This window comes from Skermanella stibiiresistens SB22 (assembly GCF_000576635.1).
GTDB classification, from domain to species: Bacteria; Pseudomonadota; Alphaproteobacteria; order Azospirillales; family Azospirillaceae; genus Skermanella; species Skermanella stibiiresistens.
On record NZ_AVFL01000002.1, the window covers coordinates 1 to 23,458 of the forward strand.

Annotated in this window: 24 protein-coding genes and 1 tRNA gene; 13 read left to right on the plus strand and 12 right to left on the minus strand. The window is 66.1% G+C overall.

All coding sequences use genetic code 11. From position 1 onward, the window contains the following. Positions 1-39: 39 nt before the first annotated feature. Together N825_RS02585 and N825_RS02590 are read right to left on the minus strand one after the other, a co-directional pair. Complete coding sequence (locus N825_RS02585; protein WP_037446682.1) at positions 40-531, minus strand: (2Fe-2S)-binding protein; 492 nt, start codon at positions 529-531, stop codon at positions 40-42. Positions 532-740: 209 nt separating this feature from the next. Beyond that, the gene (locus N825_RS02590; RefSeq protein WP_037446684.1) at positions 741-1,460 is read right to left on the minus strand and encodes an SRPBCC family protein; all 720 of its coding nucleotides are present in this window, start codon (positions 1,458-1,460) and stop codon (positions 741-743) included. A 188-nt stretch (positions 1,461-1,648) separates the two neighbouring features. Here N825_RS02590 and N825_RS02595 point away from each other — a divergent pair, with 188 nt between their 5' ends. The 4 genes from N825_RS02595 to N825_RS02610 all read left to right on the plus strand — a co-directional run bounded on the left by N825_RS02595 (position 1,649) and on the right by N825_RS02610 (position 6,788). Further along, positions 1,649-2,614: a TAXI family TRAP transporter solute-binding subunit gene (locus tag N825_RS02595; RefSeq protein WP_037446686.1), complete on the plus strand. Its 966-nt coding sequence runs from the start codon at positions 1,649-1,651 to the stop codon at positions 2,612-2,614. A gap of 56 nt (positions 2,615-2,670) precedes the next feature. Next, positions 2,671-4,770: a TRAP transporter permease gene (locus N825_RS02600; RefSeq protein WP_084164239.1), complete on the plus strand. Its 2,100-nt coding sequence runs from the start codon at positions 2,671-2,673 to the stop codon at positions 4,768-4,770. Further along, positions 4,771-5,187, plus strand: coding sequence for a DUF1850 domain-containing protein (locus N825_RS02605; protein WP_245612986.1), 417 nt, complete (start codon positions 4,771-4,773; stop codon positions 5,185-5,187). It begins immediately after the preceding gene. A 92-nt stretch (positions 5,188-5,279) separates the two neighbouring features. Then, positions 5,280-6,788 carry a sodium:proton antiporter gene (locus tag N825_RS02610; RefSeq protein ID WP_051511458.1) on the plus strand — a complete coding sequence of 503 codons (1,509 nt, stop codon included), beginning with the start codon at positions 5,280-5,282 and terminating at the stop codon, positions 6,786-6,788. 18 nt (positions 6,789-6,806) lie between these two features. Here N825_RS02610 and plsY read toward each other — a convergent pair whose 3' ends face one another. The 7 genes from plsY to N825_RS02645 form a co-directional block, all read right to left on the minus strand. Continuing rightward, a complete protein-coding gene (plsY, locus tag N825_RS02615; RefSeq protein WP_037446689.1) occupies positions 6,807-7,436 on the minus strand; it encodes a glycerol-3-phosphate 1-O-acyltransferase PlsY in 630 nt (209 codons plus the stop codon). Positions 7,437-7,464: 28 nt separating this feature from the next. Further along, entirely contained in the window at positions 7,465-8,700 is a 1,236-nt protein-coding gene (locus N825_RS02620; protein ID WP_037446692.1) for a dihydroorotase, read from the minus strand. Beyond that, positions 8,697-9,461, minus strand: a complete 765-nt coding sequence (locus N825_RS36135) for an aspartate carbamoyltransferase (RefSeq protein ID WP_157618946.1) — start codon at positions 9,459-9,461, stop codon at positions 8,697-8,699. The genes N825_RS02620 and N825_RS36135 overlap by 4 nt, the downstream gene beginning before the upstream one ends. A 44-nt stretch (positions 9,462-9,505) precedes the next feature. Further along, on the minus strand, positions 9,506-9,988 hold the full coding sequence (locus N825_RS02630; RefSeq protein ID WP_037447600.1) for a hypothetical protein: 483 nt from the start codon (positions 9,986-9,988) through the stop codon (positions 9,506-9,508). A 14-nt stretch (positions 9,989-10,002) separates the two neighbouring features. Beyond that, positions 10,003-10,371, minus strand: coding sequence for a DUF6152 family protein (locus N825_RS02635; protein ID WP_245612987.1), 369 nt, complete (start codon positions 10,369-10,371; stop codon positions 10,003-10,005). Between the two features lie 66 nt (positions 10,372-10,437). Continuing rightward, positions 10,438-11,676, minus strand: a complete 1,239-nt coding sequence (locus N825_RS02640) for a CaiB/BaiF CoA transferase family protein (protein WP_037446694.1) — start codon at positions 11,674-11,676, stop codon at positions 10,438-10,440. A 35-nt stretch (positions 11,677-11,711) separates the two neighbouring features. Further along, complete coding sequence (locus N825_RS02645; RefSeq protein ID WP_425423707.1) at positions 11,712-12,677, minus strand: transcriptional regulator GcvA; 966 nt, start codon at positions 12,675-12,677, stop codon at positions 11,712-11,714. Positions 12,678-12,831: 154 nt separating this feature from the next. Between N825_RS02645 and N825_RS39615 the strand changes: the two genes are divergently transcribed. After that, positions 12,832-13,098, plus strand: a complete 267-nt coding sequence (locus N825_RS39615) for a DUF1127 domain-containing protein (protein ID WP_037446696.1) — start codon at positions 12,832-12,834, stop codon at positions 13,096-13,098. A gap of 27 nt (positions 13,099-13,125) precedes the next feature. Here the strand turns inward: N825_RS39615 and N825_RS40210 are convergent, their stop codons facing one another. The 3 genes from N825_RS40210 to ruvX form a co-directional block, all read right to left on the minus strand. Continuing rightward, positions 13,126-13,458, minus strand: coding sequence for a LysR family transcriptional regulator (locus N825_RS40210; protein ID WP_281174346.1), 333 nt, complete (start codon positions 13,456-13,458; stop codon positions 13,126-13,128). A gap of 70 nt (positions 13,459-13,528) precedes the next feature. Beyond that, the gene (locus N825_RS02660; RefSeq protein WP_037446702.1) at positions 13,529-14,452 is read right to left on the minus strand and encodes an AEC family transporter; all 924 of its coding nucleotides are present in this window, start codon (positions 14,450-14,452) and stop codon (positions 13,529-13,531) included. Next, the gene (gene ruvX / locus N825_RS02665) at positions 14,453-15,010 is read right to left on the minus strand and encodes a Holliday junction resolvase RuvX (protein ID WP_063833605.1); all 558 of its coding nucleotides are present in this window, start codon (positions 15,008-15,010) and stop codon (positions 14,453-14,455) included. Between the two features lie 102 nt (positions 15,011-15,112). Here ruvX and gatC point away from each other — a divergent pair, with 102 nt between their 5' ends. The 8 genes from gatC (at position 15,113) to N825_RS02705 (ending at position 23,413) form a co-directional block, all read left to right on the plus strand. Continuing rightward, the gene (gatC, locus tag N825_RS02670) at positions 15,113-15,400 is read left to right on the plus strand and encodes an Asp-tRNA(Asn)/Glu-tRNA(Gln) amidotransferase subunit GatC (protein WP_037446705.1); all 288 of its coding nucleotides are present in this window, start codon (positions 15,113-15,115) and stop codon (positions 15,398-15,400) included. After that, positions 15,400-16,974 (plus strand): amidase family protein, encoded by a 1,575-nt coding sequence (locus N825_RS02675; protein ID WP_037446708.1) that lies wholly within the window; start codon positions 15,400-15,402, stop codon positions 16,972-16,974. Before gatC ends, N825_RS02675 begins: the two co-directional genes overlap by 1 nt. 30 nt (positions 16,975-17,004) lie before the next feature. Further along, positions 17,005-18,459, plus strand: coding sequence for an Asp-tRNA(Asn)/Glu-tRNA(Gln) amidotransferase subunit GatB (gene gatB, locus N825_RS02680; RefSeq protein WP_037446711.1), 1,455 nt, complete (start codon positions 17,005-17,007; stop codon positions 18,457-18,459). Between the two features lie 70 nt (positions 18,460-18,529). Continuing rightward, positions 18,530-19,696: a trans-sulfuration enzyme family protein gene (locus tag N825_RS02685; RefSeq protein WP_037446714.1), complete on the plus strand. Its 1,167-nt coding sequence runs from the start codon at positions 18,530-18,532 to the stop codon at positions 19,694-19,696. Between the two features lie 94 nt (positions 19,697-19,790). Next, positions 19,791-19,880: transfer RNA gene (locus N825_RS02690), tRNA-Ser, on the plus strand. Between the two features lie 175 nt (positions 19,881-20,055). Beyond that, entirely contained in the window at positions 20,056-21,024 is a 969-nt protein-coding gene (locus N825_RS02695; RefSeq protein WP_037446717.1) for an AAA family ATPase, read from the plus strand. A gap of 79 nt (positions 21,025-21,103) precedes the next feature. Further along, positions 21,104-21,415 carry a hypothetical protein gene (locus N825_RS02700; protein WP_037446720.1) on the plus strand — a complete coding sequence of 104 codons (312 nt, stop codon included), beginning with the start codon at positions 21,104-21,106 and terminating at the stop codon, positions 21,413-21,415. 294 nt (positions 21,416-21,709) lie between these two features. Beyond that, positions 21,710-23,413 (plus strand): sensor histidine kinase, encoded by a 1,704-nt coding sequence (locus N825_RS02705; RefSeq protein WP_245612988.1) that lies wholly within the window; start codon positions 21,710-21,712, stop codon positions 23,411-23,413. The last annotated feature ends 45 nt before the right edge of the window (positions 23,414-23,458 follow it).

Below are 23,458 nucleotides of genomic sequence, written 5' to 3' on the forward strand. Positions count from 1 at the left end.
TTCGAAGGCGTACATCGTTGTTTTCCTCCCCTGTCCCGTTTATTCGGCCGCTTTGGGCACGTCGGCGCGCATCGCGTCGGCACCGGCGAGCACGGCCTTGACGATGTTGTGGTAGCCTGTGCACCGGCAGATGTTGCCCTCCAGTCCCTCGCGGACCGAGTGCTCGTCCAGGTGCTCGTGGGTCTGGACCAAGTCGATGGCCGCCATCACCATGCCAGGGGTACAGTAGCCACACTGAAGGCCGTGATGCTCGCGGAAGGCCGCCTGCATCGGGTGGAGCGTGCCATCGGCCGCCGCCAAGCCCTCGATCGTGGTGACCTCGGTGCCGCCGGCCTGGACCGCCAGCAGGGTGCAGCTCTTGACGGATTGGCCGTCGATGTGGACGACGCAGGCACCGCACTGGCTGGTGTCGCAGCCGACGTGGGTTCCCGTCAGGCCAAGGTGCTCGCGCAGCAACTGCACCAGCAGCGTGCGCCCCTCGACCTCGCGCGTGACGGATTTGCCGTTAACCTGCAAGGATACGGTTGGCATTGTTGTCTCTCCCCTCTTTTATCGGCCCCTGTTCGTCGGCCTATTTCCGCCAGCCCCGCTGATTATCCGGTTCCCGGGTGGCGGCTTGATTTTCCGCCTTATGTCGAACCGGCATCATCTGCAACGAACAGGCTATGAGAGGTGCCGGAGTTGGTCAAGCGATCCCCGGCACCCGTCACGCATGCCCCATATTCGCTGGGGATGGGTGGTCAGATGAACGCCCAGAGCAGGATGCCGACCACCACGACGACCAGCGGTATCCAAACGATGGGTTGCAATCCCCCGCTGGTCTCGGACGCCGCCGGTGTCGGCGGTGGGGGAGCCCGCGTGGCTGACGGCGGCGGCACGGCGGCGGTCTCCGTGGTCATCGCCGCGACCGGCTGTGTCAGGGTATCCTCGACGGGTGGTGACGTGGAGGACGCTGGTGACTCGATGATCGGCGTCGTCTCTGCCGAGACGGCCTCCGCCGTCGTCACGGCGGCCTCGGGCGGGCGGCCGACGACCTCGGTGAACTTGGCGAAGAAGTCGTCCGCCATCTTGCGCGCGGTGCCGTCGATCAGACGCGACCCGATTTGGGCAAGTTTGCCGCCGACCTGGGCGTGGGCGGTGTAGTTGAGGATCGTGTCCGGGCCATCGTCCAGCAGGGCCACCTTGGCGCCACCCTTGCCGAAGCCCGCCGCACCGCCGCTGCCCTCGCCGCTGATGGTGTAGCCGTTGGGCGGATCGATGTCGCTCAGCGTCACCTTGCCCGCGAACTTGGCTTTGACCGGCCCGACCTTGGCGGTCACCTTGGCGGTCATTTCGGTGTCGGACTGTTTCTGGATCTCCTCGCAGCCGGGAATGCACTGTCTCAGGATCTCGGGATCGTTGAGCGCTTCCCAAACCCGCGAACGGGGTGCGGAGATTTTGTACTCTCCGGTCATGTCCATGATGTCGTTCCTCGTTTCGCGCGGAATATCGCGCCGGGGCTCGCGCCTGGGCGGGTTGACGACCGTAGTCCCCGACCGGGCGGCGGACAAGCACCCTTGCATGCGATTGTTCCATCTGGCAAATCGCCTCCGCGGCGATTACCCTCACGATCGCGCGTGAGAAAAACCAAAAAGACGGGGAGTTGACGATGAAGAGGATGATTCTGGCCGCCGCGACCGCGGCCGTCCTGGCGATCGGCGTGGCGGCACCGGGTACCGGCGGCGCCAGGGCCGAGCAGTTCGTCAATGTCCTGACCGGCGGCACCAGCGGCGTCTATTATCCGCTTGGCGTGGCGCTGACCAAGATCTACGCCGACAAGATCGCCGAGGCCCGGACCGCCGTACAGTCGACCAAGGCGTCGGTCGAGAACCTCAACCTGCTTCAGCAGGGCCGGGGCGAGGTGGGGTTCTCGCTGGGTGATAGCGTGGCGGCCGCCTGGGAAGGCGACGAGGAGGCGGGCTTCAAGAGCAAGCTGACCAAGATCCGCGGCATGGCCGCGATCTACCCCAACTACATCCAGATCGTCGCCCGCGGCGACAGCGGCATCAAGACCCTGGCGGACCTCAAGGGTAAGCGCATCTCGGTCGGCGCTCCCCGTTCCGGAACCGAACTGAACGCCCGCGCCATCTTCAAGGCGGCCGGCCTGACCTATGCCGATTTCGGCAAGGTGGAATACCTGCCCTTCGCCGAGTCGGTTGAACTGGTCAAGAATCGGCAGATCGACGCCACGCTCCAGTCCGCCGGGTTGGGCGTAGCCTCGATCCGCGATCTGGCGGCCACCAATCCGATCACGATCGTGCCGATCCCCGCCGATGTCGTGACCGGCGTCGGCAACCCGGTCTACGTGGCCGAAGTCATCCCAGCCGGGACCTATGACGGTCAGACCCAGGATGTCCCGACCGCCGCCGTGGTCAACTTCCTCGTGACCCATTCCGGCGTCAGCGACGATCTGGTCTACCAGATGACCAAGTCGATGTACGACAATCTCGGCGTGCTGGCGTCGGCGCATGCCACCGCCAAGGACATCAAGCTGGAAACCGCGACCAAGGGCATGCCGATCCCGCTGCACCCCGGCGCCGAAAAGTACTTCCGCGAGGCCGGCGTACTGCGCTGAGGCGCCGTATCCCAGGCGCCTCACCGATGTCTCGCAGCCTCCGGAGGTAAAGCCGCATGGCGGCCAACACCGAAGCCGAAATCCTCCAGCCGGGCCATGGTCCGGCGGAGTCCGGCATCATGCACGCCGGGCCGACCGACAGATCGACGGTCTCGGGCAAGCTGATCTTCGCCATTGCCGTGGCCTTCTCGCTGTTCCAGATCTACACGGCGTCCTACACGCCGCTGTCGAGTCTGGTGGTGCGGTCGCTCCATGTGGGCTTCCTGCTGCTGCTGACCTTCGCCCTGTGCGCCTCGCTGCGGTCCAACCGGGGTGGGGCGTTCTGGCTGGACTGGGCGGTCGGAGTCCTCGGCTTCGCGATTGGTCTGTACCATTGGTACTTCGAGTACGACCTGCTGATGCGGGCGGGCGACCCCAGCATGACCGACATCGTGGTCGGGCTGGTGGCGGTTGCCCTGGTGTTCGAGGCGGCGCGGCGGATCATGGGCATCGCCCTGCCGATCGTCTGCGCCGTCTTCCTGGCCTACGCGCTGTTCGGCGAATATCTGCCGTCGCCGCTGAACCACCGGGGTTATGGCTTCGATCAGGTGGTCGACCAGATGTTCCTGGGCACCGAGGGCATCTACGGCACCCCGATCTTCGTGTCGTCGACCTACATCTTCCTGTTCATCCTGTTCGGCAGTTTCCTGGAACGGGCGGGCATGATCGGGCTGTTCACCGACGTCGCCATGGGCACCGTCGGCCACCAACGCGGTGGCCCCGCCAAGGTCGCGGTGGTGTCGTCGGCGCTGATGGGCACGATCAACGGCTCCGGCGTCGCCAACGTGGTGACGACAGGGCAGTTCACCATTCCGCTGATGAAACGGTTTGGCTACCGCTCGGAATTCGCGGGCGCGGTCGAGGCCACCGCCAGCATGGGCGGCCAGATCATGCCGCCGGTGATGGGCGCCGTCGCCTTCATCATGGCCGAGACGATCAACGTCCCGTATGTCGAGATCGTCAAGGCGGCGATCATCCCGGCGATCCTGTACTTCGCGACGGTGCTGTGGATGGTTCACCTGGAGGCCGGCCGCCTCAACCTGGTGGGCCTGCCCAAGAAGGACTGCCCCAACCCCCTGACGGCGATCCGGGAGAAGTGGTTTCTGGTGCTGCCGCTGGCGGTGCTGGTCTACCTGCTGTTCTCGGGTTACACGCCGCTTTTCGCCGGCACCGTCGGGTTGGGCCTGACCGCCCTGATCATCCTGGGAACGTCGGTCGCGACGCTGCTGGGTCCCATGGCGCTGCGCGTCGTGTTCTGGATAGCGCTTGGCTTCGCCGCCTCGGCTTTCTTCGAGTACGGCATCTCGGCGGTCTACCTGCTGATCGGCGCGCTGATCCTGTTCAACCTGTTCACCCGAGGTGGCCGCGAGACGCTGAACCTGACGGTCGAGAGCTTGGCGGAAGGTGCCCGCAACGCGCTGAGCGTCGGTGTCGCCTGCGCCCTGGTCGGCGTCATCATCGGCACCATGACCTTGACCGGCCTGGGATCGAACTTCGTCCGCGTCATCGTCTCGGTCGGCGAGGGCAGCCTGTTCCTCAGTCTCGTGCTGACCATGCTGACCTGCCTTGTCCTGGGCATGGGCATCCCGACCATTCCCAACTACATCATCACCAGTTCGCTGGTCGGGCCGGCGCTGCTCGACCTCGGCGTGCCGCTGCTGGTCAGCCACATGTTCGTCTTCTACTTCGGCATCATGGCGGACCTGACGCCGCCGGTGGCCTTGGCGGCCTTCGCGGCGGCGCCGATCGCGCGGACCAGCGGGCTGAAGATAGGACTGCAATGCATGAGGATCGCCGTGGCCGGCTTCGTCGTGCCGTTCATGGCGGTCTATTCGCCGAGCCTGATGCTGCAGACCGACGACACGGTGGCGACGATCTATGTCGTCGTGAAGGCCGTGATCTCGATCGGGCTGTGGGGCGCCGCGTCGATCGGCTATCTGCGGACCCGGCTGACCGTGCTGGAGCGGATCTGGGCGACGGCCGCCGCCTTCCTGCTGGTGGTGGCGTTGCCGGTTACGGACGAGCTTGGCCTGGCCCTGGCGTTGGCGTTCGCGGTTTATCATTGGTGGCGCACGCGCGGCGTCACCGGGCAACGGCACGCCGATCGGACCGCCTGAGTGACACCGGTGACAGCGGCGCTTTGCATCGCGCTCGCCGGTTCCGCCGCGGGGGAGCCGCCGGTGGCGCGTCTTCCCCTCGGCGGATCCGGCGAGGGGTTCTCCCTGGCCTGGACCCACTCGGTCGAGAAGATCGAGTGGCGGGAGGATTGGCTCGTGGCGGATCACCGGCTGGTGCTGATGGAGGCCCATGTGCGGGGCGATGGAGCCGGCATGGAGGTTCCCGACGGCGCGGAGTTGATCGACGGATCGTGGGTCTACCGGCCCAAGGTGGCGCCGCTGGAGCGGCTGACCCTCGCCAATTCCAGCTTCACCGCGGACTATCGCCTTTGTGCCGCCGGGCAATGCCGGGCCTTGGCCGACATCACCCGCGTGGCCGACAAGCCGCTGACGCTTTCCGCCTGTCCCGAGCCTTGAGACCGGCTTTGAGCTTGGCTTGCATTTTATCCGGCGGCATACTCCGCCGCCGTGACCGACCCATCCTACCCTCCAAGAAATTGCCGAGATCAATGAAAAGCGACGCGTCAGCCACCCTCCGCCGCGCAACCTTCCCTTGGCGCAGGGGAGCGCCCGGCGCCTTCGCGGCACTGGTCCTCGCCTGCCTCGTCCTGGCCTTTCCCCCGCTGGCCGCGGCGGCGGAAGTGGCGTCCGGGGTGGCGGCGGAGCACGGCGGCGCACCCCATCTGGACGGCTCGTCGATGGGGCTGATCTGGGTCCTCCCCTTCGCTGGCATCCTGCTGTCGATAGCGCTCTTCCCGTTGCTGGCGCCCAACCTGTGGCACCATCACTTCGGCAAGATCTCGGCGTTCTGGGCGCTGGCGTTCCTGGTCCCCTTCGCGCTGATCCACGGCTTCGACCTGGCACTATACGAGATGCTGCACACGGCGTTGCTGGAATATATCCCGTTCATCGTGCTGCTGCTGGCGCTGTTCACCGTCGCCGGCGGCGTCCGGGTCACCGGCAGCCTGACCGGGACACCCATGGTCAATACCGGCCTGCTGTTCCTGGGGACCATGATCGCGAGTTGGATGGGCACGACGGGGGCGGCCATGCTGCTGATCCGGCCGCTGCTGAAGGCCAATGACGGGCGGCGGCACAAGATGCACGTCGTCGTCTTCTTCATCTTCCTGGTCGCCAATATCGGCGGGTCGCTGACCCCGCTGGGCGATCCGCCGCTGTTCCTGGGTTTCCTGAAGGGCGTCGACTTCTTCTGGACGACCAAGCACATGCTGCTGCCGATGGCGATGGCGTCGGCGATCCTGCTGGCGGTGTTCTTCGCGCTCGACAGCTACCTGTACGCCAAGGAGCCGCCGGCGCCCGTGGTCCACAAGGGCGGCGAGAAGCTGGGTATCGAGGGCGGGATCAATATCCTTCTGCTGGGCGGCGTTATCGCGGCTGTCCTGCTCAGCGGCGTCTGGAAGCCGGGGATCGGGTTCGACGTCTACCACGTCCATGTCGAGATCCAGAACATCGTTCGCGACCTGCTGCTGCTGGGCGTGGTGGCGCTGTCGCTCAAGCTGACGACGAAGGAGAACCGCCACCTCAACGCCTTCAGCTGGTTCCCAATCCTGGAGGTCGCCAAGCTGTTCGCCGCGATCTTCCTGACCATCATCCCGGCCATCGCGATCCTCCGCGCCGGAACGGATGGGGCGCTCGGGGGTGTTGTCTCGGCGGTCACCACGCCGGACGGACAGCCGATCAACTACATGTATTTCTGGGCGACCGGGCTGCTGTCGAGCTTCCTGGACAACGCGCCGACTTACTTGGTGTTCTTCAACACGGCGGGCGGCGATCCCCTGCACCTGATGCATGACGTGCCCAACACGCTGCTGGCGATCTCGGCCGGCGCCGTGTTCATGGGCGCCAACACCTATATCGGCAACGCGCCGAACTTCATGGTCAAGTCGATCGCCGAGGAACGCGGCGTCAACATGCCGAGCTTCTTCGGCTACATGATATGGTCCGGGCTGATCCTGATCCCGCTGTTCGTCCTGACCACCGTGGTGTTCTTCCTGTAGAACGGGAAGGCGGCCCGTTCAGGCCGCCTCCGCCTTCTTCTTCGATCCGATCTTCGGCTCCTCGCCCTTCAGCAGGCGGCGGATGTTGGCGTGGTGGCGGACATAGACCAGCAGCGCGATGAAGGCGCAGAGCTGCGCCACCTGCGGCCCGGCGAACCACCACGCGGTGAACGGGCTGACGCCCAGGGCCACGAGCGCCGACAGGGACGAGTAGCGGAGCGCGAAGGCCACCAGCAGCCAGGTGGCGCAGGCGATCACGCCCACCGGCCACGAGATCGCCAGCAGCACGCCCAGCGCCGTCGCGACACCCTTGCCGCCGTTGAAGCCGAGCCAGACCGGGAAGGTGTGGCCCAGCATCGACCCGGCCCCCGCCAGCACCGCCGCGTCCGGTCCGAACTGGTTGGCGAGCAGCACGGCGAAGGCGCCCTTGCCGCTGTCCAGGATCAGGGTGAGGGCGGCCAGCGGCTTGTTGCCGGTGCGCAGCACGTTGGTGGCGCCGATGTTGCCGGAGCCGATCTTGCGGATATCGCCATACCCGGCGAGCTTCGACAGGACGAGCCCGAACGGGATCGAGCCCAGCAGATATCCGGCGACGGCGGCGGCAAGCAGGTAGGGCCAGGTGAAACCCCAGCTTATCGGATCGGGCATTCGACTGTTTTCCGGTGGATCGAGGGGATCATGCGTCCAGGGTGAAGACGGTTTCGCCGGCCACGACGGTGCGGATCGCCCGCCCGGTGACGGGACGGCGATCGAAAGGCGAGTTGCGCGACCCGCTGGCGAAGCGGCCGACATCGACGCGCCATAGCCAGTCCGGATCGAAGATGGTGAGATCGGCGGTAGCGCCCTTGGCGAGACGCCCCAATTCCAGGCCCAGCAGACGCGCCGGCCCCGCGGTCAGCAGCCCGAGCGCATCGAGCATCGGCAGCTTGCCGTTTTGAACCATTTCCAGCGTCAGCGGCAGCAGTGTTTCGAGCCCGACGATGCCGGACGCGGCCTCGGGGAAGGGGACATCCTTCGCCGCCGCCGGGTGGGGCTGATGGTCGCTGGCGATGGCGTCGATCGTGCCATCAGCCAGCCCTTCGACGATGGCGCGACGTTCCATCTCGTCCCGGAGCGGCGGCGACAGCTTGGCGACGGTGCGATACCCCATCACGTCGGTCTCTGTCAGCGCGAAATAGGCTGGGGCGGTGTCGCAGGTGACCGGCAGGCCCCGCCGCTTGGCGTCGCGGATGACATCGACGGCGGCGCCGGTCGAGACATGGGCGATGTGGAGCCGTGCGCCCGTCAATTCGACCAGCCGAAGGTCGCGCTCGATCGGGATGACCTCGGCCTGGGCCGGAATGCCGGGTAGCCCCATGCGGGTCGCGACCTCTCCCGCGTTCATCTGGCCGCCGGCGGCGAGGCTGGGTTCCTCCGGATGCTGGATGACGAAGCGGCCCAGCGCGGCGGCATAGCGCATCACCCGGACCATCACGGCCGCGTCGGCGATGGCGTTGGCGCCATCGGTGAAGGCCAAGGCCCCCACTTGGGCCGCCAATCCCATCTCCGCCAAGGCGCCGGTGCCGGTTGTCGCCCCGGCATAGTGGAACACACGGACGGGCGAATGGCGCAAGCTGGTGTGGGGCGGCAGCAGCACGATGGATGTGACACCACCCGCCGCGGCGGACCTCGCCGTGTCCTCGTCGACATATCCATGCCCGTCACCGGCGGCGACCCGCATGTCGATCAGACCGGGGGCGAGGCAAAGGCCCCGCAGGTCGATCGTTTCGATGCCGTCTGGAACTCCATCGGCGAACAGGCCGGCACCGAGATCGGCGATCACGCCACCCTCGGTCAACACCGTCCCCACCGTGTCGAGCCCGCTGGCGGGATCGAGCAGGCGGGCGTGGCGATAGGCGATCCTCCGGGTCATCGCGCCGCCTCGCCGGTGACATGGATCAGGCACGCGGCGATCACCGCGGCGAGGCTCGCCGATGTCGTCTGGACAAGCGGGACCGCGTCGCCGATCTCGTATAGGGCTTCGTACTCGCGCGCCGAGGGCACCAGTGTTCCGAGGGAGCGCTCCAGGTCCAGCGGATAGCGAAGCACCGCGTCGGCTCCGCGCAAGCCATCCACCGGCGAAATGAAGACCTCGGCACCCAGGCGGTCGATCTCGGGGGGCAGCAGGGTTGGTGGCGCCACGACGCGGACGAAGGCGCCCAGTGCGTTCAGCATGTGGATGGCGGAGAAGGCCGAGCCATGATGCGCGATGTCGCCCGCCAGTATCACCACCAACCCTCGCACCGTGCCGAATCGCCGCCGCAGTTCCTGCACGTCTGCCAGCGCCTGGATCGGGTTCTCGTGGTCGCCGTCCCCGGCGCTGACGATCGGGCAGGGAGCGTTCCGCGCCAGCCACGCGACACCGCCGACTTGGGGATGCCGCGCGACCGCCGCGACCGCTTGGGACAGGTTCTCGGCCCGCGCGGCACCCGTCATGTCCAGCGCCGCCGCGAAGGCGTCATCGAGCGGTTCCGACGGCGCCGGGAACAAGCCGGCGACCATCGCTCCAGCCAGGGGACGTTCCATCGCCGGAGTGTCCGCCCGGTCGAGCAGGGCGGTCAGTTCCGCGGCCGGCATGCCTTGGAGAGCCAGCAGATGACGGGGGCGACCCGGAGTGCCACGTTGGATGGTCATGATGGGGCGGGACTATAAGGACGTGTCACCCGCCCCGCAATCGCCTAGAAATAGGCGATCAAGCGCCCCAGCGTCGCGGTGCCGGCCCACACGCCCACCGACACCGCCGCTCCGGCCATGGCCAGCGCGGGAGCCTTGACGCCGACGCTCCAGCGATCCGCCTCGCGCCAGGGAATCCGGTGGAAGATGATGATGTTGACCAGTCCCAGCCCGATCAGCCCCAGCTTGTAGACGAAGACCGGGTTGTTCCAAACGGCGGTGGCATCGGCGGTGAACAGCAGCGATCCCGTCACCACCGCCACGGCGAAGCCCCCGACCGCGATCGGCAGCAGCAGCCGGGCCAAGGCCGCCACGGGCAGCGACCGGGCGACGCCCATCACCCGCAGGTCGAAGGCGAAGATGCTCCCCACCATGGCGACGACCGCCAGCACGTGCAGGACATTGGCGATGGGGTAGAGCCACAACGCCTGCCGCAGCGTCTCGCCCAGGGCCGACTGTTCCAGGGCCAGCGCCCAGGCCGGACCCATGCCACCATGCTCCATCAGCGCAGTTCGACCGACTTGCCGTCCACCCTGATCCGCTCGGCCCGGAGTTCGACCGGATCGCTCTTGTGGATGTAGCCGTCCAGGCTGACCGTCTGGCCCTCCTTCAAGGTGCCGTCAGGCAACCCCCGGCCCGTCATGCGGGACGGCGGAGCCAGCACGATCTCCCACGTCTTGCCTTGCGCCTCCAGTTGGAGCGCGGTGTGCGGGTTGCCGAAGGACACCGATTTGACGGTACCGTCCAACGTCGTCAGGGTCGTGCTGTCATAGCTGCCCCAGCCGTGATGGGCCAAGGCCGCGGGTACGATGGCCTGCGATCCCAGCGCCACCGCCGCCATCAGGCTCGCGCGCGTCTTCCATGCGGACATCGGAGTCTCCCCGATCGAAAGGCCGTCAGAAACGGCCGGTCCGCCGTATATGGAGCTTGGATTGGTTTAAACGATGCCGTCGTCGCGCAACTTCGAGATGTCGTCTTCGCCCAATCCCAGCCACTCCCCCAGCACCTCGTCGGTGTGCTGGCCCAGCGTGGGCGGAGCGTGTCGGTAATCGACGGGCGTATCCGACAGTTTCATCGGGCTGGCGATCAGGGGGATGGGCTCGGGCGCGAGCGCGTGCGGCATCGCGATCGCCATCCCACGCGCCTTGACCTGCGGATCGTCGAACACCTGATCCACCGTGTTGATCGGGCTGCACGGCACGCCCAGCGGCGCCAGACCCGCCAGCCAATGCTCGCGCGGCTGTCGGGAAACCAGATCGCGGAGGATCGGGATCAGCTCCAGCCGGTTGCGCACCCGCTGCTCGTTGGTGGCGAATCGCGCATCGCTCGCCAGCTCCGGATGGCCGGCGAATTGGCAGAAGCGGCCGTACTGCCCGTCATTGCCGATGCCCAGGATGACATAGCCGTCCGAGGCCGGAAAAGCCTCGTACGGCACGATCGTCGGGTGGGCGTTGCCCATGCGGGGCGGCGCCTCGCCGCTGGTCAGGTAATATTGCCCGACATAGGATAGCCAGGCGACCTGCGTGTCGAGCAACGCCATGTCGATGTGCTGGCCCTTGCCCGTCTTCTCCCGGTGGTGGAGGGCGGCGAGCATGCCGACCAGTCCATACATGCCGGTCATCAGGTCGGCGACGCCGACGCCGATCTTCTGTGGATCGCCATCCGGCTCGCCGGTGACGCTCATGATGCCGCCCATCGCCTGGACCAGGAAATCATAGCCGGCGCGCGGCGCGTAGGGACCGGTCTGGCCGAACCCGGTGATCGAGCAATAGATCAGCCCGGGGAACTCGTCCTTCAGCTGCTCGTAGCCGAGATTGTACCGGCTCAGCGTCCCGACCTTGTAGTTCTCCAGCAGGATATCGCTTTGGGCGATCATGCGGCGGGCCAGCGCCTGCCCCTCCGGCTTGGTGAAGTCCAGCGTGATCGAGCGCTTGTTGCGGTTGGCGGAGAGATAATAGGCGCTCTCGGTCGTGTTGGCGCCCTCGCCGTCGCGGACATAGGGAGGGCCCCACTTGCGTGTATCGTCACCCTGGCCGGGCCGCTCGACCTTGATGACGTCGGCTCCCAGGTCGCCCAGCACCTGCGTGGCGCTCGGCCCCGCCAGCACGCGGGTCATGTCGAACACCTTCAAGCCGGCGAGCGGTCCGGAGGCGGCGGGGCGGCTGGACGAGGTCATGGGCGATGAATCCGAGTTCCGGAAGAGGTCCGCCGTTATACGGACCACCCCGGCGGATTGACAAGGGCGGCCGGCGAACCGGCGCGGGCCTCGGCGTCCCGGTAGTCGCGCGCTTCGGCGCACACCCATTCGTAAAAGGCCGCCACCTTGGGCCGCTCGAAGTAGCGGGGCGGCGCCACGAAATAATACGCCAGGTTAGTCGGCAGGCTGAAGCCGAACGGCGCCACCAGCCGCCCGGCGTCCAGATCGTCCGCCGCCAGGACCCGTCTAGCCAGGGCGACGCCATGCCCGGCGATCGCCGCCTGGAGCATCAGAGCCGAATCCGTCATGAAGCGGGGACCACGCGCCGCGTCGACGCCACTCACGCCCGCCGAGTTCAGCCACATCGTCCAGCCGATCAGGAAATCGTCGTGCAGCAGGGTGAAGCCCGCCAGATCCTCGGGGGTACGCAAGGGCTTGGTGCCCTCCAGCAGGCGGGGGGCGCAGACCGGGAAGATATCCTCGGTCAGCAGCTTCTCCGCCCGCACACCCTCCCAGCCGCCGCGGCCGAACCGGATCGCCACGTCGACGTCCTGTTGAGTGAAGTCGACCATGTTGGACGAGGTCGACAGCAGGACGTCCAAGCTGGGGTGCCGCTCCTGGAAACGCGGCAACCGGGGGACCAGCCACTTCGCGGCGAAAGACGCCAGCGTGCTGACGGTCAGCGACCCGCCGCCATCGGCGGCCTTCAACTTGGATGTGGCGTCGGCGATCTGGTCCAGCGCCTCGCGGAGTGGTGGCAGGTAGCCTTGGCCGGCCTCCGTCAGCACCAGGGCCCGGTTCAGCCGGCGGAACAGCGGAAGGCCAAGCGTGTCCTCCAACCCCTTGATCTGGTGACTGATCGCGGCTTGGGTCACGTTCAACTCCTCCGCGGCGCGGGTGAAGCTGAGATGCCGCGCCGCGGCCTCGAAGGCCCGGATGGCGTTCAGCGGAGGCAGGCGGCGACCCATCGTTTGGCCCATCGGATTAGTTTTGCTAATCGACTTTATGAGAAAGCGTCGTTTGCGCGCAAGGGCCATGCGGCGCAAATATTGGCTCATCACAGTGACAAACCCCGGTGATGACCCCGTAAGCGACGGCCCGGTCAGCCTCGCTTTCGCATAAGGAGAGCTTGCGATGACTGTTGGTACTCGGAAGTTCGCGTCCGTGACGGCGATCCGCACCCCGGCCTCCTCCTCGACCTCTTTCGCGGCGGGACACGGCATCAGCCTCAAGGGACTGAACGACGCGCTGGTGACCGTGTTCGACACCATGCTCGACTGGCAGGACCGCGCCCGTCAGCGGAACCGGCTGGGCGAGATGGATGACCATTTGCTCCGCGATATCGGCCTGTCGCGCGCCGATCTGGAGCACGAGGCGGCAAAGCCGTTCTGGCGCGCCTGATCTGCCCGTGCGAGGGCGGCGGCTGGCTCAGGCTTGACCGGACCTGCCGCCCTCCGACCTCTCGCCCTTCAAGTCGTCGGTCACCGACGCGATCTCGTCCAAGGCGCTGGTCAGTCGCGGCAGGTAGCGCCGGCCGTCGTCGGTCAGCTCCAGGCCCCGGGCGAAACGGCGGAACAGCTCCACTCCCAGCCACAGCTCCAACATCTTGACGTGGTGGCTGATGGCCGCCGGAGTGACCTTCAACTCCTGGGCCGCTCCCGTGAAGCTGCCATGGCGCCCGGCCGCCTCGAACGCGCGGATGGCGCTGAGGGGAGGGAGTTGGCGGTTCTGCCGCTCCCCGTATTGAAATCTGCGTCCCACCTCCAACCCATTCCACTCCGGACTTTTCATCTCGCTGATGAATGTCAAACATGCGGAAGGGGTCTGAGTTTCATCCGAACAGCAGTAATGCCAGCGGAATGGACGGCAGGGCCAATACCGTCTGCGCCGTGATCATCCCGGCCATCAACCTGGAATCGCCACCCATCTGGCGCGCCAGCACATAGGCCGAGGCCGCGACCGGCAGGCTGTTGAACAGGACGGCGACTGTCAGCGTCAACCCATGGACCCCGAAGGCTGCCCCGTAGAGCGCCGTCAGCCCCGGGACGATCAGCAGTTTCAGCACGGACGACTGGAGCACGGCACCGCCCGACGCCCGCGCCGCCGCCATGTCCAGGCCGGCGCCAACCGCCAGCAAACCCATCGGCAGGGCCGCGTCGCCCAGGATCTCGAACACGGGACCAATCAGCGGCGGCCGCCCGATGCCGGTCAGGTTGAGCGCCGCGCCACTGGCGACCCCGATGATGATCGGGTTCCTCAGGATGCCGAGCGCCACCGCTCGGAACGAGGTTCCGTTGCCGGTGCCGTGGCGCGACAGGACAACGACGCACAGCACGTTGACCAGGGGAACCACCGTCGCCAGACCGATCGCGAACAGCGTGACGCCCGGCTTGCCGAACAGCGCCGCGGCGGCGGCCAGCCCGACGAAGGTGTTGGGCCTGACCGATCCCTGGAAGACGGAGGTGAACGCTGGCCCGTCCAGCTTCAGGTGGCGGCGGGAGGCGTATAGGATCGCCGCCGTGGTCAGGACCGCGAGGACCAGGGACAACCCCATCGGAACGACCATCAGGTCGCCCAGCGTCGCCCTGGACAGGTTGTCCAGCAGCAGCAGCGGAAAGAAGACGTAATAGGTCAGCTTCTCCGCCGGAACCCAGAAGGCGTCGTCGACGAACCGCCTCCGACGTAGCAGATACCCCAGCAGGATCAGGAGGAAGATGGGAGTGAGGGCCGTGAAGACGATGACGAGCTGACGCATTCAGACGGGGCCGTCTTCCGGATTCCCGTCATCCCTCCGATCGGCCCAATGAACATCCTCCGGCGGGGCGTTGGCCGCCTTGAACCGCGACAAAGCGTCCAGCGCGCCCTGGAGGATGTAGGCCGCCGCCATCTTGTCCACGACCTCGGCGCGGCGCTTCCGCGTCATGTCGGCGTCGATCATCATTCGCTGGACGGCGCTGGTCGACAGCCGCTCGTCCCAGAACGCGATGTCCAACTCGCCGCCCAACAGGTCCTTGTGCTCGATCATGCTGGCGGCGAACTGGCGCGCGCGCTCGGCCGCCGGTCCCTCGCTGCCGTCCATGTTGACCGGCAGACCGATCACCACGGCGCCGACCTCGCGGTCCTTGATGTAACGCGCGAGTTCGCGGGCATCCGCCGTGAACTTGGTCCGCTTGATGGTGCCGATCGGCGACGCCACGGAGAAGCCGGGGTCGGAAATCGCCATGCCGATGGTCTTGGAGCCGGTGTCCAGGCCCAGCAGCCGCTTGCCGCGAGGCACCAGTGTGGGAAGGTCCGTGAGCTTGCGGATCGCCATAGCGGGTGTTACTTTCGGCGCACTATCATTAAATTACCATATCTGCCGTCGGCCGGGGCAGGGCTCCGGCTAGCGGCGTTCGCGGACGGAGAGACTTACCCCATGTCGCTCGATAAGGCCACCGTGGCGAAGATCGCCCACTTGGCCCGCATCAAGGTGCCCGAGGCCGACCAGGAACATCTGGCTGGCGAACTCAGCAACATCCTGAACTTCGTCGAGCAATTGAACGAGGTCGACACCGTCGGCGTGCAACCGATGACCAGCGTGGCGCCCCACAAGCTGCGCCGCCGCCCCGACGCCGTCACCGACGGCGGCGTCCGCGACGCCGTGCTGTCCAACGCCCCGGAGACCGCCGAGGGCTTCTTCGTCGTGCCCAAGGTTGTCGAGTGATGACGGATCTCACCAAGCTTTCCATGACCGAAGCCCTGGCCGGTATGGCCAAGGGTGAGTTCACCAGCGTCGAGTTGACCGAGGCGCATGTCCGCGCGGTCGAGGCATCGCGCCCGCTGAACGCCTTCATCACCGAGACGCCGGATCAGGCGCTCGCCATGGCTTCGAGGGCCGACGCCGCGCGCGCCAAGGGCGAGGCCGGGTCGATGAACGGCCTGCCGATCGCGGTCAAGGACCTGTTCTGCACGGCCGGTTTCCAGACCACCGCCGGCAGCCACATCCTCGAAGGCTTCAAGCCGCCCTACGAGTCCACCGTCACCGCCAACCTATGGCGCGACGGCGCCGTCATGCTGGGCAAGGTCAACCTGGACGAGTTCGCGATGGGCTCGTCCAACATGACCAGCCATTTTGGCCCGGTCGTGAGCCCGTGGAGCCCCGGCACCCTCGTCCAGCGCGACGCCGGAGCGGAGGAGGGCGGCTTCCTTTCCGAGCTGACGGCGGCGGTTCGCCAGCCGCACCCTGTCCAGGAATGGCAGTGGACCCGCAAGCTGGTTCCCGGCGGCTCGTCGGGCGGTTCGGCCGCCGCCGTCGCCGCGCGTTGCGCCATGGCCGCGACCGGGACGGACACGGGCGGCTCGATCCGCCAGCCGGCCTCGTTCGTCGGCATCGTCGGCATCAAGCCGACCTATGGCCGTTGCTCGCGCTGGGGCATCGTCGCCTTCGCGTCGTCCTTGGACCAAGCCGGTCCGATGACCCGCACGGTCGATGACGCGGCGCTGATGCTGGGCTCGATGTGCGGTTTCGATCCCAAGGATTCGACCAGCGTCGACATGGCGGTGCCGGACTTCCGCGCGGCGCTGACCGGTGATATCCGAGGCCTGAAGGTCGGCATTCCCAAGGAATACCGCGTCGACGGCATGCCGGCGGAGATCGAGAAGCTGTGGCGGCAAGGGATCGACTGGCTGAAGTCGGCCGGCGCCGAGCCGGTCGAGATCAGCCTGCCGCACACCAAGTACGCGCTGGCGACATATTATATCGTGGCGCCCGCCGAGTGCTCGTCCAATCTCGCGCGCTACGACGGTGTCCGGTTCGGCCTGCGGGTCGAGGGCAAGGACCTGAAGGAGATGTACGAGAACACCCGCGCCGAGGGTTTCGGCGAGGAGGTCAAGCGCCGCATCATGATCGGCACCTACGTGCTGTCGGCCGGCTATTACGACGCCTATTACCTTAAGGCCCAGCAGGTCCGCACGCGGATCGCGCAGGACTTTGAGGAGGCCTACAAGCTGTGCGACGTGATCCTGACGCCGACGGCGCCCAGCACCGCCTTCGCCATCGGCGAGAAGATGGACGATCCGATCGCCATGTACCTGAACGACGTGTTCACGGTGCCAGCCTCGCTGGCGGGCCTTCCGGGCATCTCGGTTCCGGCCGGACTGGCATCCGACGGCCTGCCGCTTGGGTTGCAGATCCTCGGCCGTCCCTTCGACGAGGCGACGGTGCTGAAGGTGGCCGGCGTGCTGGAGCAAGCCGCCGACTTCAACACGCTGCCGCCCTTCGTCGCCGCCCGCGGCTGACGCCGACCCTGATCTTGAGGAAGTTGGACCATGACTAAATTGATCCAGGGCGAGACCGGCGACTGGGAAGTGGTGATCGGGCTGGAAGTCCACGCGCAGATCATCTCGAACGCGAAACTGTTCTCGGGCGCGTCCACCCTTTTCGGTTCCGAACCAAACACGCAGGTGAGCTTCGTCGACGCCGCGTTCCCCGGAATGCTGCCGGTCATCAACGAGGTGTGCGTCGAGCAGGCGGTCCGCACGGGCCTGGGCCTAAAGGCCCAGATCAACCTGTACTCGGTGTTCGACCGCAAGAACTACTTCTACGCCGACCTGCCCTCCGGCTACCAGATCAGCCAGTTCCAGCAGCCGGTTGTCGGCAAGGGCGAGATCGTCCTCGACATGCCCGACGGGTCGAGCCGGACCGTCGGCGTCACCCGCCTGCATCTGGAGATGGACGCCGGCAAGAGCGTCCACGACCTGCATCCCAGCCGCACCTATGTCGACCTCAACCGGTCTGGCGTGGCATTGATGGAGATCGTTTCGGAGCCGGACATGCGGACCTCGGAGGAGGCCGCCGCCTATGTCCGCAAGCTGCGGGCGATCCTCCGCTATCTCGGCACCTGCGACGGCAACATGGAGGAAGGCTCCATGCGCTGCGACGTCAACGTCTCTGTGCGCCGTCCCGGCGGCCCGCTTGGAACCCGGACCGAGACGAAGAACGTCAACTCGATCCGCTACGTCCAGATGGCGATCGACTACGAGGTGCAGCGCCAGATCGAGGTGCTGGAGGGTGGCGGCTCGATCGTCCAGGAGACGCGGCTGTGGGACACGACCAAGTTCGTGACCCGCTCGATGCGCAGCAAGGAGGAGGCGCACGACTACCGCTACTTCCCCGATCCCGACCTGCTGCCGCTGGAGCTGGAGCAGTCCTGGGTCGACGCGATCAAGGCGACCTTGCCGGAACTGCCGGACGACAAGAAGGCGCGCTTCATCGCCGACTACAAGCTGTCGGCCTATGACGCCGGCGTGCTGGTGGCCGAGCGGGCCAGCGCCGACTTCTACGAGACCGTCGCCAAGGGCCGCGACCCGAAGCTGGCCGCCAACTGGACGATGGGCGAGTTGTTCGGCGCGCTCAACAAGCAGGGCAAGGGGATCGAGCAGTCGCCGGTCTCGGCCGAGAACCTGGGCGGGTTGATCGACCTGATCTCCGACAACACGATCAGCGGCCGGATCGCCAAGGACGTCTTCGCCGAGATGGTCGAGACCGGCAAGCCGGCCGCCCTGATCGTCGAGGAGAAGGGCCTGCGCCAAGTCACCGACACGGGCGCCATCGACACCGCGATCGAAGGCGTGCTGGCGGCCAATCCTGACAAGGTGGCCGAGTTCAAGGGTGGCAAGGAGAAGCTGTTCGGCTTCTTCGTCGGTCAGGTCATGAAGCAGACCCAGGGCAAGGCCAACCCGGCCCTGGTGAACGAAATCCTGACCCGGAAGTTGAAGGACTGACGCGGCAGGTGTGCCGGGCCCCCAGAGGCCCGGCATACTCCCCAATTCAACCGATCCTGGAGTCCCCGCGATGGCCGGCAAGCCCGACAGCCTGAAGCCCGAAACCCTTGCCGCCAACGCGCTGGGCTGGATCGACAAATCGACCGGCGCCATCGTGCCGGCGATCCATCCCAGCACCACATATCTGCGCGACGCCGACAACAGCTATGGCACCCATGGCCGGGTCTATAGCCGCGCGGACAACCCCACCTACGATCAGGTCGAGGCGCTGCTCAACACGCTGGAAGGCGGGCGGGGGGCGCTGGTGTTCTCGTCGGGCATGGCGGCGGCCACGGCGCTGTTCATGGCGCTGAAGCCGGGCGACCATGTGGTGGCGCCCTCCGTCATGTACTGGTCGCTTCGCAACTGGCTGATCGACTTCGCGCGGCCCTGGGGCCTGGACGTCGAGTTCGTGCCGAGCGCCGACCTGGACGCGTTGGCCAAGGCGATGCTGCCGGGCAAGACGGCGCTGGTCTGGCTCGAATCGCCGAGCAATCCGATGTGGGACGTCACCGACATCCAGGCGGCTTCGGACATCGCCCATGCCGCAGGCGCCAGGCTGGCGGTCGACAGCACCTCGGCGAGCCCGGTGATCACCCGTCCGCTGGCGTTCGGCGCCGACTATGTCATGCACGCCGGCACCAAATACCTCAACGGTCACAGCGACGTGATCGCGGGGGCGCTGGTGACCGCCGCGGCCGATGATCACTGGAACAGGATCAAGGGTGTCCGCAAGGGGTTGGGCGCCGTGCTGGGGCCGTTCGAAAGCTGGCTCCTGCTGCGCGGCATGCGGACGCTCTACCCGCGCGTCCGCACGGCGTCGGCCAACGCCCTGGACATCGCGCGGTATTTCGAAGGGCACCCCGGCGTGCTGGAGGTCCTCTACCCCGGTCTGCAAAGCCATCCCCAGCACGAGGTCTCCTTGCGCCAGATGACGGACGGCTTCGGTGGCATGCTGTCGATCCGCATGAGCGGCGGGGCCGCCGCCGCCATCGCCGTCGCCGCCAACACCAAGCTGTTCACCCGCGCCACCTCGCTGGGTGGCGTCGAGAGCCTGATCGAACACCGCGCCAGCATCGAGGGGGCGGATACCCCCGTGCCCGACGATCTGCTGCGCCTGTCGGTCGGCATCGAGGATGCCGGCGACCTGATCGCCGACCTCGTCCAGGCGATCGCCGCCAGCCGTTCCGCGACCTGACGGCCGGGTTGCGGGTGTCTGGAAAAAAGCGTGCGGGACGCGTGCGATAGGCACTTGCCGAACAAGTTCCCGCTCGCTATACAAACCCCGCGTTGGATAGGTGGCCGAGAGGCTGAAGGCACAGCTTTGCTAAAGCTGCGTGGGGGAAACCTCACCGTGGGTTCGAATCCCACCCTATCCGCCAACTTCCCTTTTGATCGTTGAATTCTGATGTTCGAAGCGTCGCTCCCGCACGCTTGCTTCTCATTGAAAACAGCTGGAACAAACCACGAACATCATGGTATGGTCACCCCTTGGAGCATCGCTTCGCTGGCGTTTCGAACCACGGGGCGGTGACGGCGGACATCAGAGACTGTGCCATGGCTTTCAAGCGAGTTGACAAGGACATCCTTCCCCCGAGGCGCTGGGCGCTGAAAGGTCGTTATGGCGACGGCAAGTCGACCTTCATCCTCGCCATGCGCCAGCCGGCGCTGATCGTCGACGCCGACGGAAGGCGCCACGAGTTGAAGGGCGGCGAACTGTACGAGCTGAGTGAGGAGCCGGCGGATAACCGGTCGGTGGAGCGCATCCAGGATCTCCTCGATCAGAACATGCCGGGCTCCAACATCAAGACGATCGCGATCGACAGCGTGACGTCGCTGATCGGCAGCTCGATCGCGCGGGCCATGCTGGACAACGCGGCCGACCGCAACCGCAACAAGAACCAAGCTTGGGTCGACAAAGCGGAGAAGATGCGGCTGTTGCAGGACTCGGTCACGGCCCATGGGACGCACGTGTTGTGGGTCTGGCACCTTGAGGACGGGCAGCTCAACGGCCAGCATCATGTCCGCGAAACCCTGCCCGAAACCGAGCGCGAGCGTCTGTTCCGGTCGCTCAACGCGTCGCTCCGCATCGTGCGGGAGAGCGACCGGCGCGGGATCCTGGTGGAGTGGTCGCGCGAGGGTCCGTCCGGCATGGTCATCTGGGACGAGCAGGGCCACTGGCAGGGCGTGCCCGAGCGGATCGAGGCCGCCCTCTACGGTCGTTCCGGAGACGCCAAGCCGACGCCGCCCAAGTCTCCGCTGGGGAAGCCGATGGTGATGGAGCCGGCGAATTCGGAGCCGGATGATGTTTCGGCGAACCCACAGGCCCGGAACGTCCTGACGTTCCACAGTCCTAACGAGGCGATCTCCTGGGCGGTCGAGCAGGGGGCCTTCGCCGACGTGTTCGCGGCGGAGATCGCCTATGACCAGCTTCGGGGCGAGATGAAGCCGCGCAACGCGAAGGAGATGTATATCGCCTGGACCGGCTTCGTTCGGAAGCAGAAGCCGGAACGCCGACGGGCTTAGGTCCCAAATCCCGTTGGGCGGCGGGAGCATCGCGGGCGGTGACTGTTGACGCCTGGGCAAGCCAAAGGAGCTGAAAACCATGAAGATTGCCGTCGCCATCGCCGCCGCCGCCCTCGCGACCGCCTGCGCCCAACAGGCTGGAGCCCAGCGGACGGGAATGTCCCAGAACCAGGAGCCGCCCAGCGCGTTCCAATCCGTTGGCGCCTGCGAGCCGACCGCCTGGGCGGGCCTGGAACAAGATTCCCGCCGGCTTCCCCCGGAACAGCGGCAACGTGTCGCCTTCCTGCTTCAGGACGCCGCGAGCCAGCACGCCGACACCGATCAAGGCCGATGCATCATGACCCTTCAGCAAGCCGAAAGGATCGTGCGACAAGGCACAGGTCCGAGTTGAAGAAACGTCTGAACCGACCTGTCCATCTTCCTATGTAGCAGGTAATATCTCGCCCACTGCAAAGTGTGTCGAAGCAAACCGGAATTCAATTGGCATAATTGTCAATGAAAAACCAATAGTAGTCACTTGGTCGTTTTCGGGTATCCTATTTCTTACGGGTAGGTAGATGCTTGAAACGGGACCACCATGGCTCTGATCGGTCTAAGGACGTTGTTGGCTGCCAGCGTTGGTGGAATTGGACTGCTATTCACTGTCGGTACCGCGATCCTGTTGGAATCGGAGGCCGAAAAGCGGATGAGCATCCTGATCCAGGAACAGTTGCAGGAGTACGACGACGAGGTCGCTGGCGACCTGGACCATGGCATGTCGGAGCGCTACAGCGACTTGCTGGTGGCGTCGTCACTTGACACGATTCGCTCCACCAGCGCCTCGGTGGCGGAGAAGCGCGCCGTTCTCAACCGGATGAAGGAGACGTTTCCAGCATATGCGTGGATCGGTTTCATCGAGCCGAGCGGCATCGTGACCGCGGCGACCAATGGCGTCCTTGAGGGCTTCGACGCGAACGCCCGGGGTTGGTGGAAACAGGCGCTTGAACGACCCTATGTGGGTGATGTCCATGACGCCATCGTCCTGGCGACGCTGCTCTATCCGTCTGACAGCACGCCGCCCCGTTTTCTCGACTTCGCGGCTCCCGTCCATGGGACCGATGGCAAGGTGCTGGGTGTGATCGCGGCGCATCTCAGCTGGGATTGGACGGAAGAGGTCCAGCGTTCGGTCCTCGATGACGCCAAGCAGAGCCGCGGCATCGAGGGGATGATCCTGTCCAAGGATGGCACCGTCATCCTCGGACCGATACAGTTGCTTGGGAGAAAGCTGTCTCCGTCCCAAATGGAAGTCACCGGCACATCGGTGTCTCCCATCGATTTCGATGGTGAGGAATACCTAACCAGCATCGTTTCGACCCAAGGCCAGGGTGACTATCTGGGGCTGGGGTGGCGGGTGGCGGTGCGCCAGCCAATGTCGAGCGCCATGCTGCCGGTCCGGGAACTTCGCGACGCCGTGATGATCGCGGGAGCGGTCCTCAGCGTCGCGGCCGTCCTGCTTGGGCTGGCCTTGGCGGTATGGATCGCCCGTCCATTGCGGGGACTATCCAAAGCGGTCGAGCAACGCCGGCGGGGGCTTACCGGAACGATGCCGGTGACGTCGGGCTACAAGGAGATCACCACGCTCAGCGACGCGGTCGGCACCTATCTGAACGAGTTGAACTCCCATGAGCGGCGATTGGTGGACAGCCTCAACGAGAAGGAGCGCCTGCTGAAGGAGAAAACCACGCTGGTCCGGGAGATCCACCACCGGGTCAAGAACAACCTTCAGATAATCCTCAGCCTGATGTTGGTCGAGAAGTCACGTTTGAAGAAGAACCCTACCGTTTCCGGCGCCGATCGGCTGGAGGCGCTGGCGGGCAGGGTCAACGTGATGGGGCGCCTGCACGACCAATTCTACAAATCCGAAAACCTGGCCTTCGTGGACCTCGCCAGCCAGATTGAGATGCTATGCGACGCCATCGCCGATAATCACCATCCGGCCCATGAGAATGCCAGCATCGCGATCCGGGTCGATGCCGATCCGGTCATCTGCCGGGTGGAGATGGCCATGCCAATCGGTCTGCTCGTCAACGAGCTCGTTTCCAACGCCCTGCGGCACGCCTTTCCCAACGGTGCCTCCGGTAACATCGAAGTCACCTTGAAGGGTGGCGACACCATCACCCTGCGGGTCGCCGACGATGGGGTCGGCTGCGGCGAGCAGATGCCCGAAGGTGGCATCGGCGGCATCATGATCGCCGCCCTCACGATTCAGCTCAATGGCAAGATTCAGTACCGGTCCGCACCGGGGTGTGTCGTGGACATCGCCATCCCGCGCGAGACTGTGGAGGAGGAGGCGACCTCAGCCGAGATGCTGGCGCTGACCGGCCAACCCGCTGGAACACACGTCGCTTAGGACGCATTGTTCGAAGAGGCCGCGAATCCTGGTCGATAACGAAGA

Excerpts from the sequence above, each read along its gene's own strand:
- N825_RS02585 (WP_037446682.1), bottom strand. The coding sequence starts at position 531 with ATGCCAACCGTATCCTTGCAGGTTAACGGCAAATCCGTCACGCGCGAG.
- N825_RS02590 (WP_037446684.1), bottom strand. The coding sequence starts at position 1,460 with ATGGACATGACCGGAGAGTACAAAATCTCCGCACCCCGTTCGCGGGTT.
- N825_RS02595 (WP_037446686.1), top strand. The coding sequence starts at position 1,649 with ATGAAGAGGATGATTCTGGCCGCCGCGACCGCGGCCGTCCTGGCGATC.
- N825_RS02600 (WP_084164239.1), top strand. The coding sequence starts at position 2,671 with ATGGCGGCCAACACCGAAGCCGAAATCCTCCAGCCGGGCCATGGTCCG.
- N825_RS02610 (WP_051511458.1), top strand. The coding sequence starts at position 5,280 with ATGAAAAGCGACGCGTCAGCCACCCTCCGCCGCGCAACCTTCCCTTGG.
- plsY (WP_037446689.1), bottom strand. The coding sequence starts at position 7,436 with ATGCCCGATCCGATAAGCTGGGGTTTCACCTGGCCCTACCTGCTTGCC.
- N825_RS02620 (WP_037446692.1), bottom strand. The coding sequence starts at position 8,700 with ATGACCCGGAGGATCGCCTATCGCCACGCCCGCCTGCTCGATCCCGCC.
- N825_RS36135 (WP_157618946.1), bottom strand. The coding sequence starts at position 9,461 with ATGACCATCCAACGTGGCACTCCGGGTCGCCCCCGTCATCTGCTGGCT.
- N825_RS02630 (WP_037447600.1), bottom strand. The coding sequence starts at position 9,988 with ATGGGTCCGGCCTGGGCGCTGGCCCTGGAACAGTCGGCCCTGGGCGAG.
- N825_RS02635 (WP_245612987.1), bottom strand. The coding sequence starts at position 10,371 with ATGTCCGCATGGAAGACGCGCGCGAGCCTGATGGCGGCGGTGGCGCTG.
- N825_RS02640 (WP_037446694.1), bottom strand. The coding sequence starts at position 11,676 with ATGACCTCGTCCAGCCGCCCCGCCGCCTCCGGACCGCTCGCCGGCTTG.
- N825_RS02645 (WP_425423707.1), bottom strand. The coding sequence starts at position 12,677 with ATGGGCCAAACGATGGGTCGCCGCCTGCCTCCGCTGAACGCCATCCGG.
- N825_RS39615 (WP_037446696.1), top strand. The coding sequence starts at position 12,832 with ATGACTGTTGGTACTCGGAAGTTCGCGTCCGTGACGGCGATCCGCACC.
- N825_RS02660 (WP_037446702.1), bottom strand. The coding sequence starts at position 14,452 with ATGCGTCAGCTCGTCATCGTCTTCACGGCCCTCACTCCCATCTTCCTC.
- ruvX (WP_063833605.1), bottom strand. The coding sequence starts at position 15,010 with ATGGCGATCCGCAAGCTCACGGACCTTCCCACACTGGTGCCTCGCGGC.
- gatC (WP_037446705.1), top strand. The coding sequence starts at position 15,113 with ATGTCGCTCGATAAGGCCACCGTGGCGAAGATCGCCCACTTGGCCCGC.
- N825_RS02675 (WP_037446708.1), top strand. The coding sequence starts at position 15,400 with ATGACGGATCTCACCAAGCTTTCCATGACCGAAGCCCTGGCCGGTATG.
- gatB (WP_037446711.1), top strand. The coding sequence starts at position 17,005 with ATGACTAAATTGATCCAGGGCGAGACCGGCGACTGGGAAGTGGTGATC.
- N825_RS02685 (WP_037446714.1), top strand. The coding sequence starts at position 18,530 with ATGGCCGGCAAGCCCGACAGCCTGAAGCCCGAAACCCTTGCCGCCAAC.
- N825_RS02695 (WP_037446717.1), top strand. The coding sequence starts at position 20,056 with ATGGCTTTCAAGCGAGTTGACAAGGACATCCTTCCCCCGAGGCGCTGG.
- N825_RS02700 (WP_037446720.1), top strand. The coding sequence starts at position 21,104 with ATGAAGATTGCCGTCGCCATCGCCGCCGCCGCCCTCGCGACCGCCTGC.
- N825_RS02705 (WP_245612988.1), top strand. The coding sequence starts at position 21,710 with ATGAGCATCCTGATCCAGGAACAGTTGCAGGAGTACGACGACGAGGTC.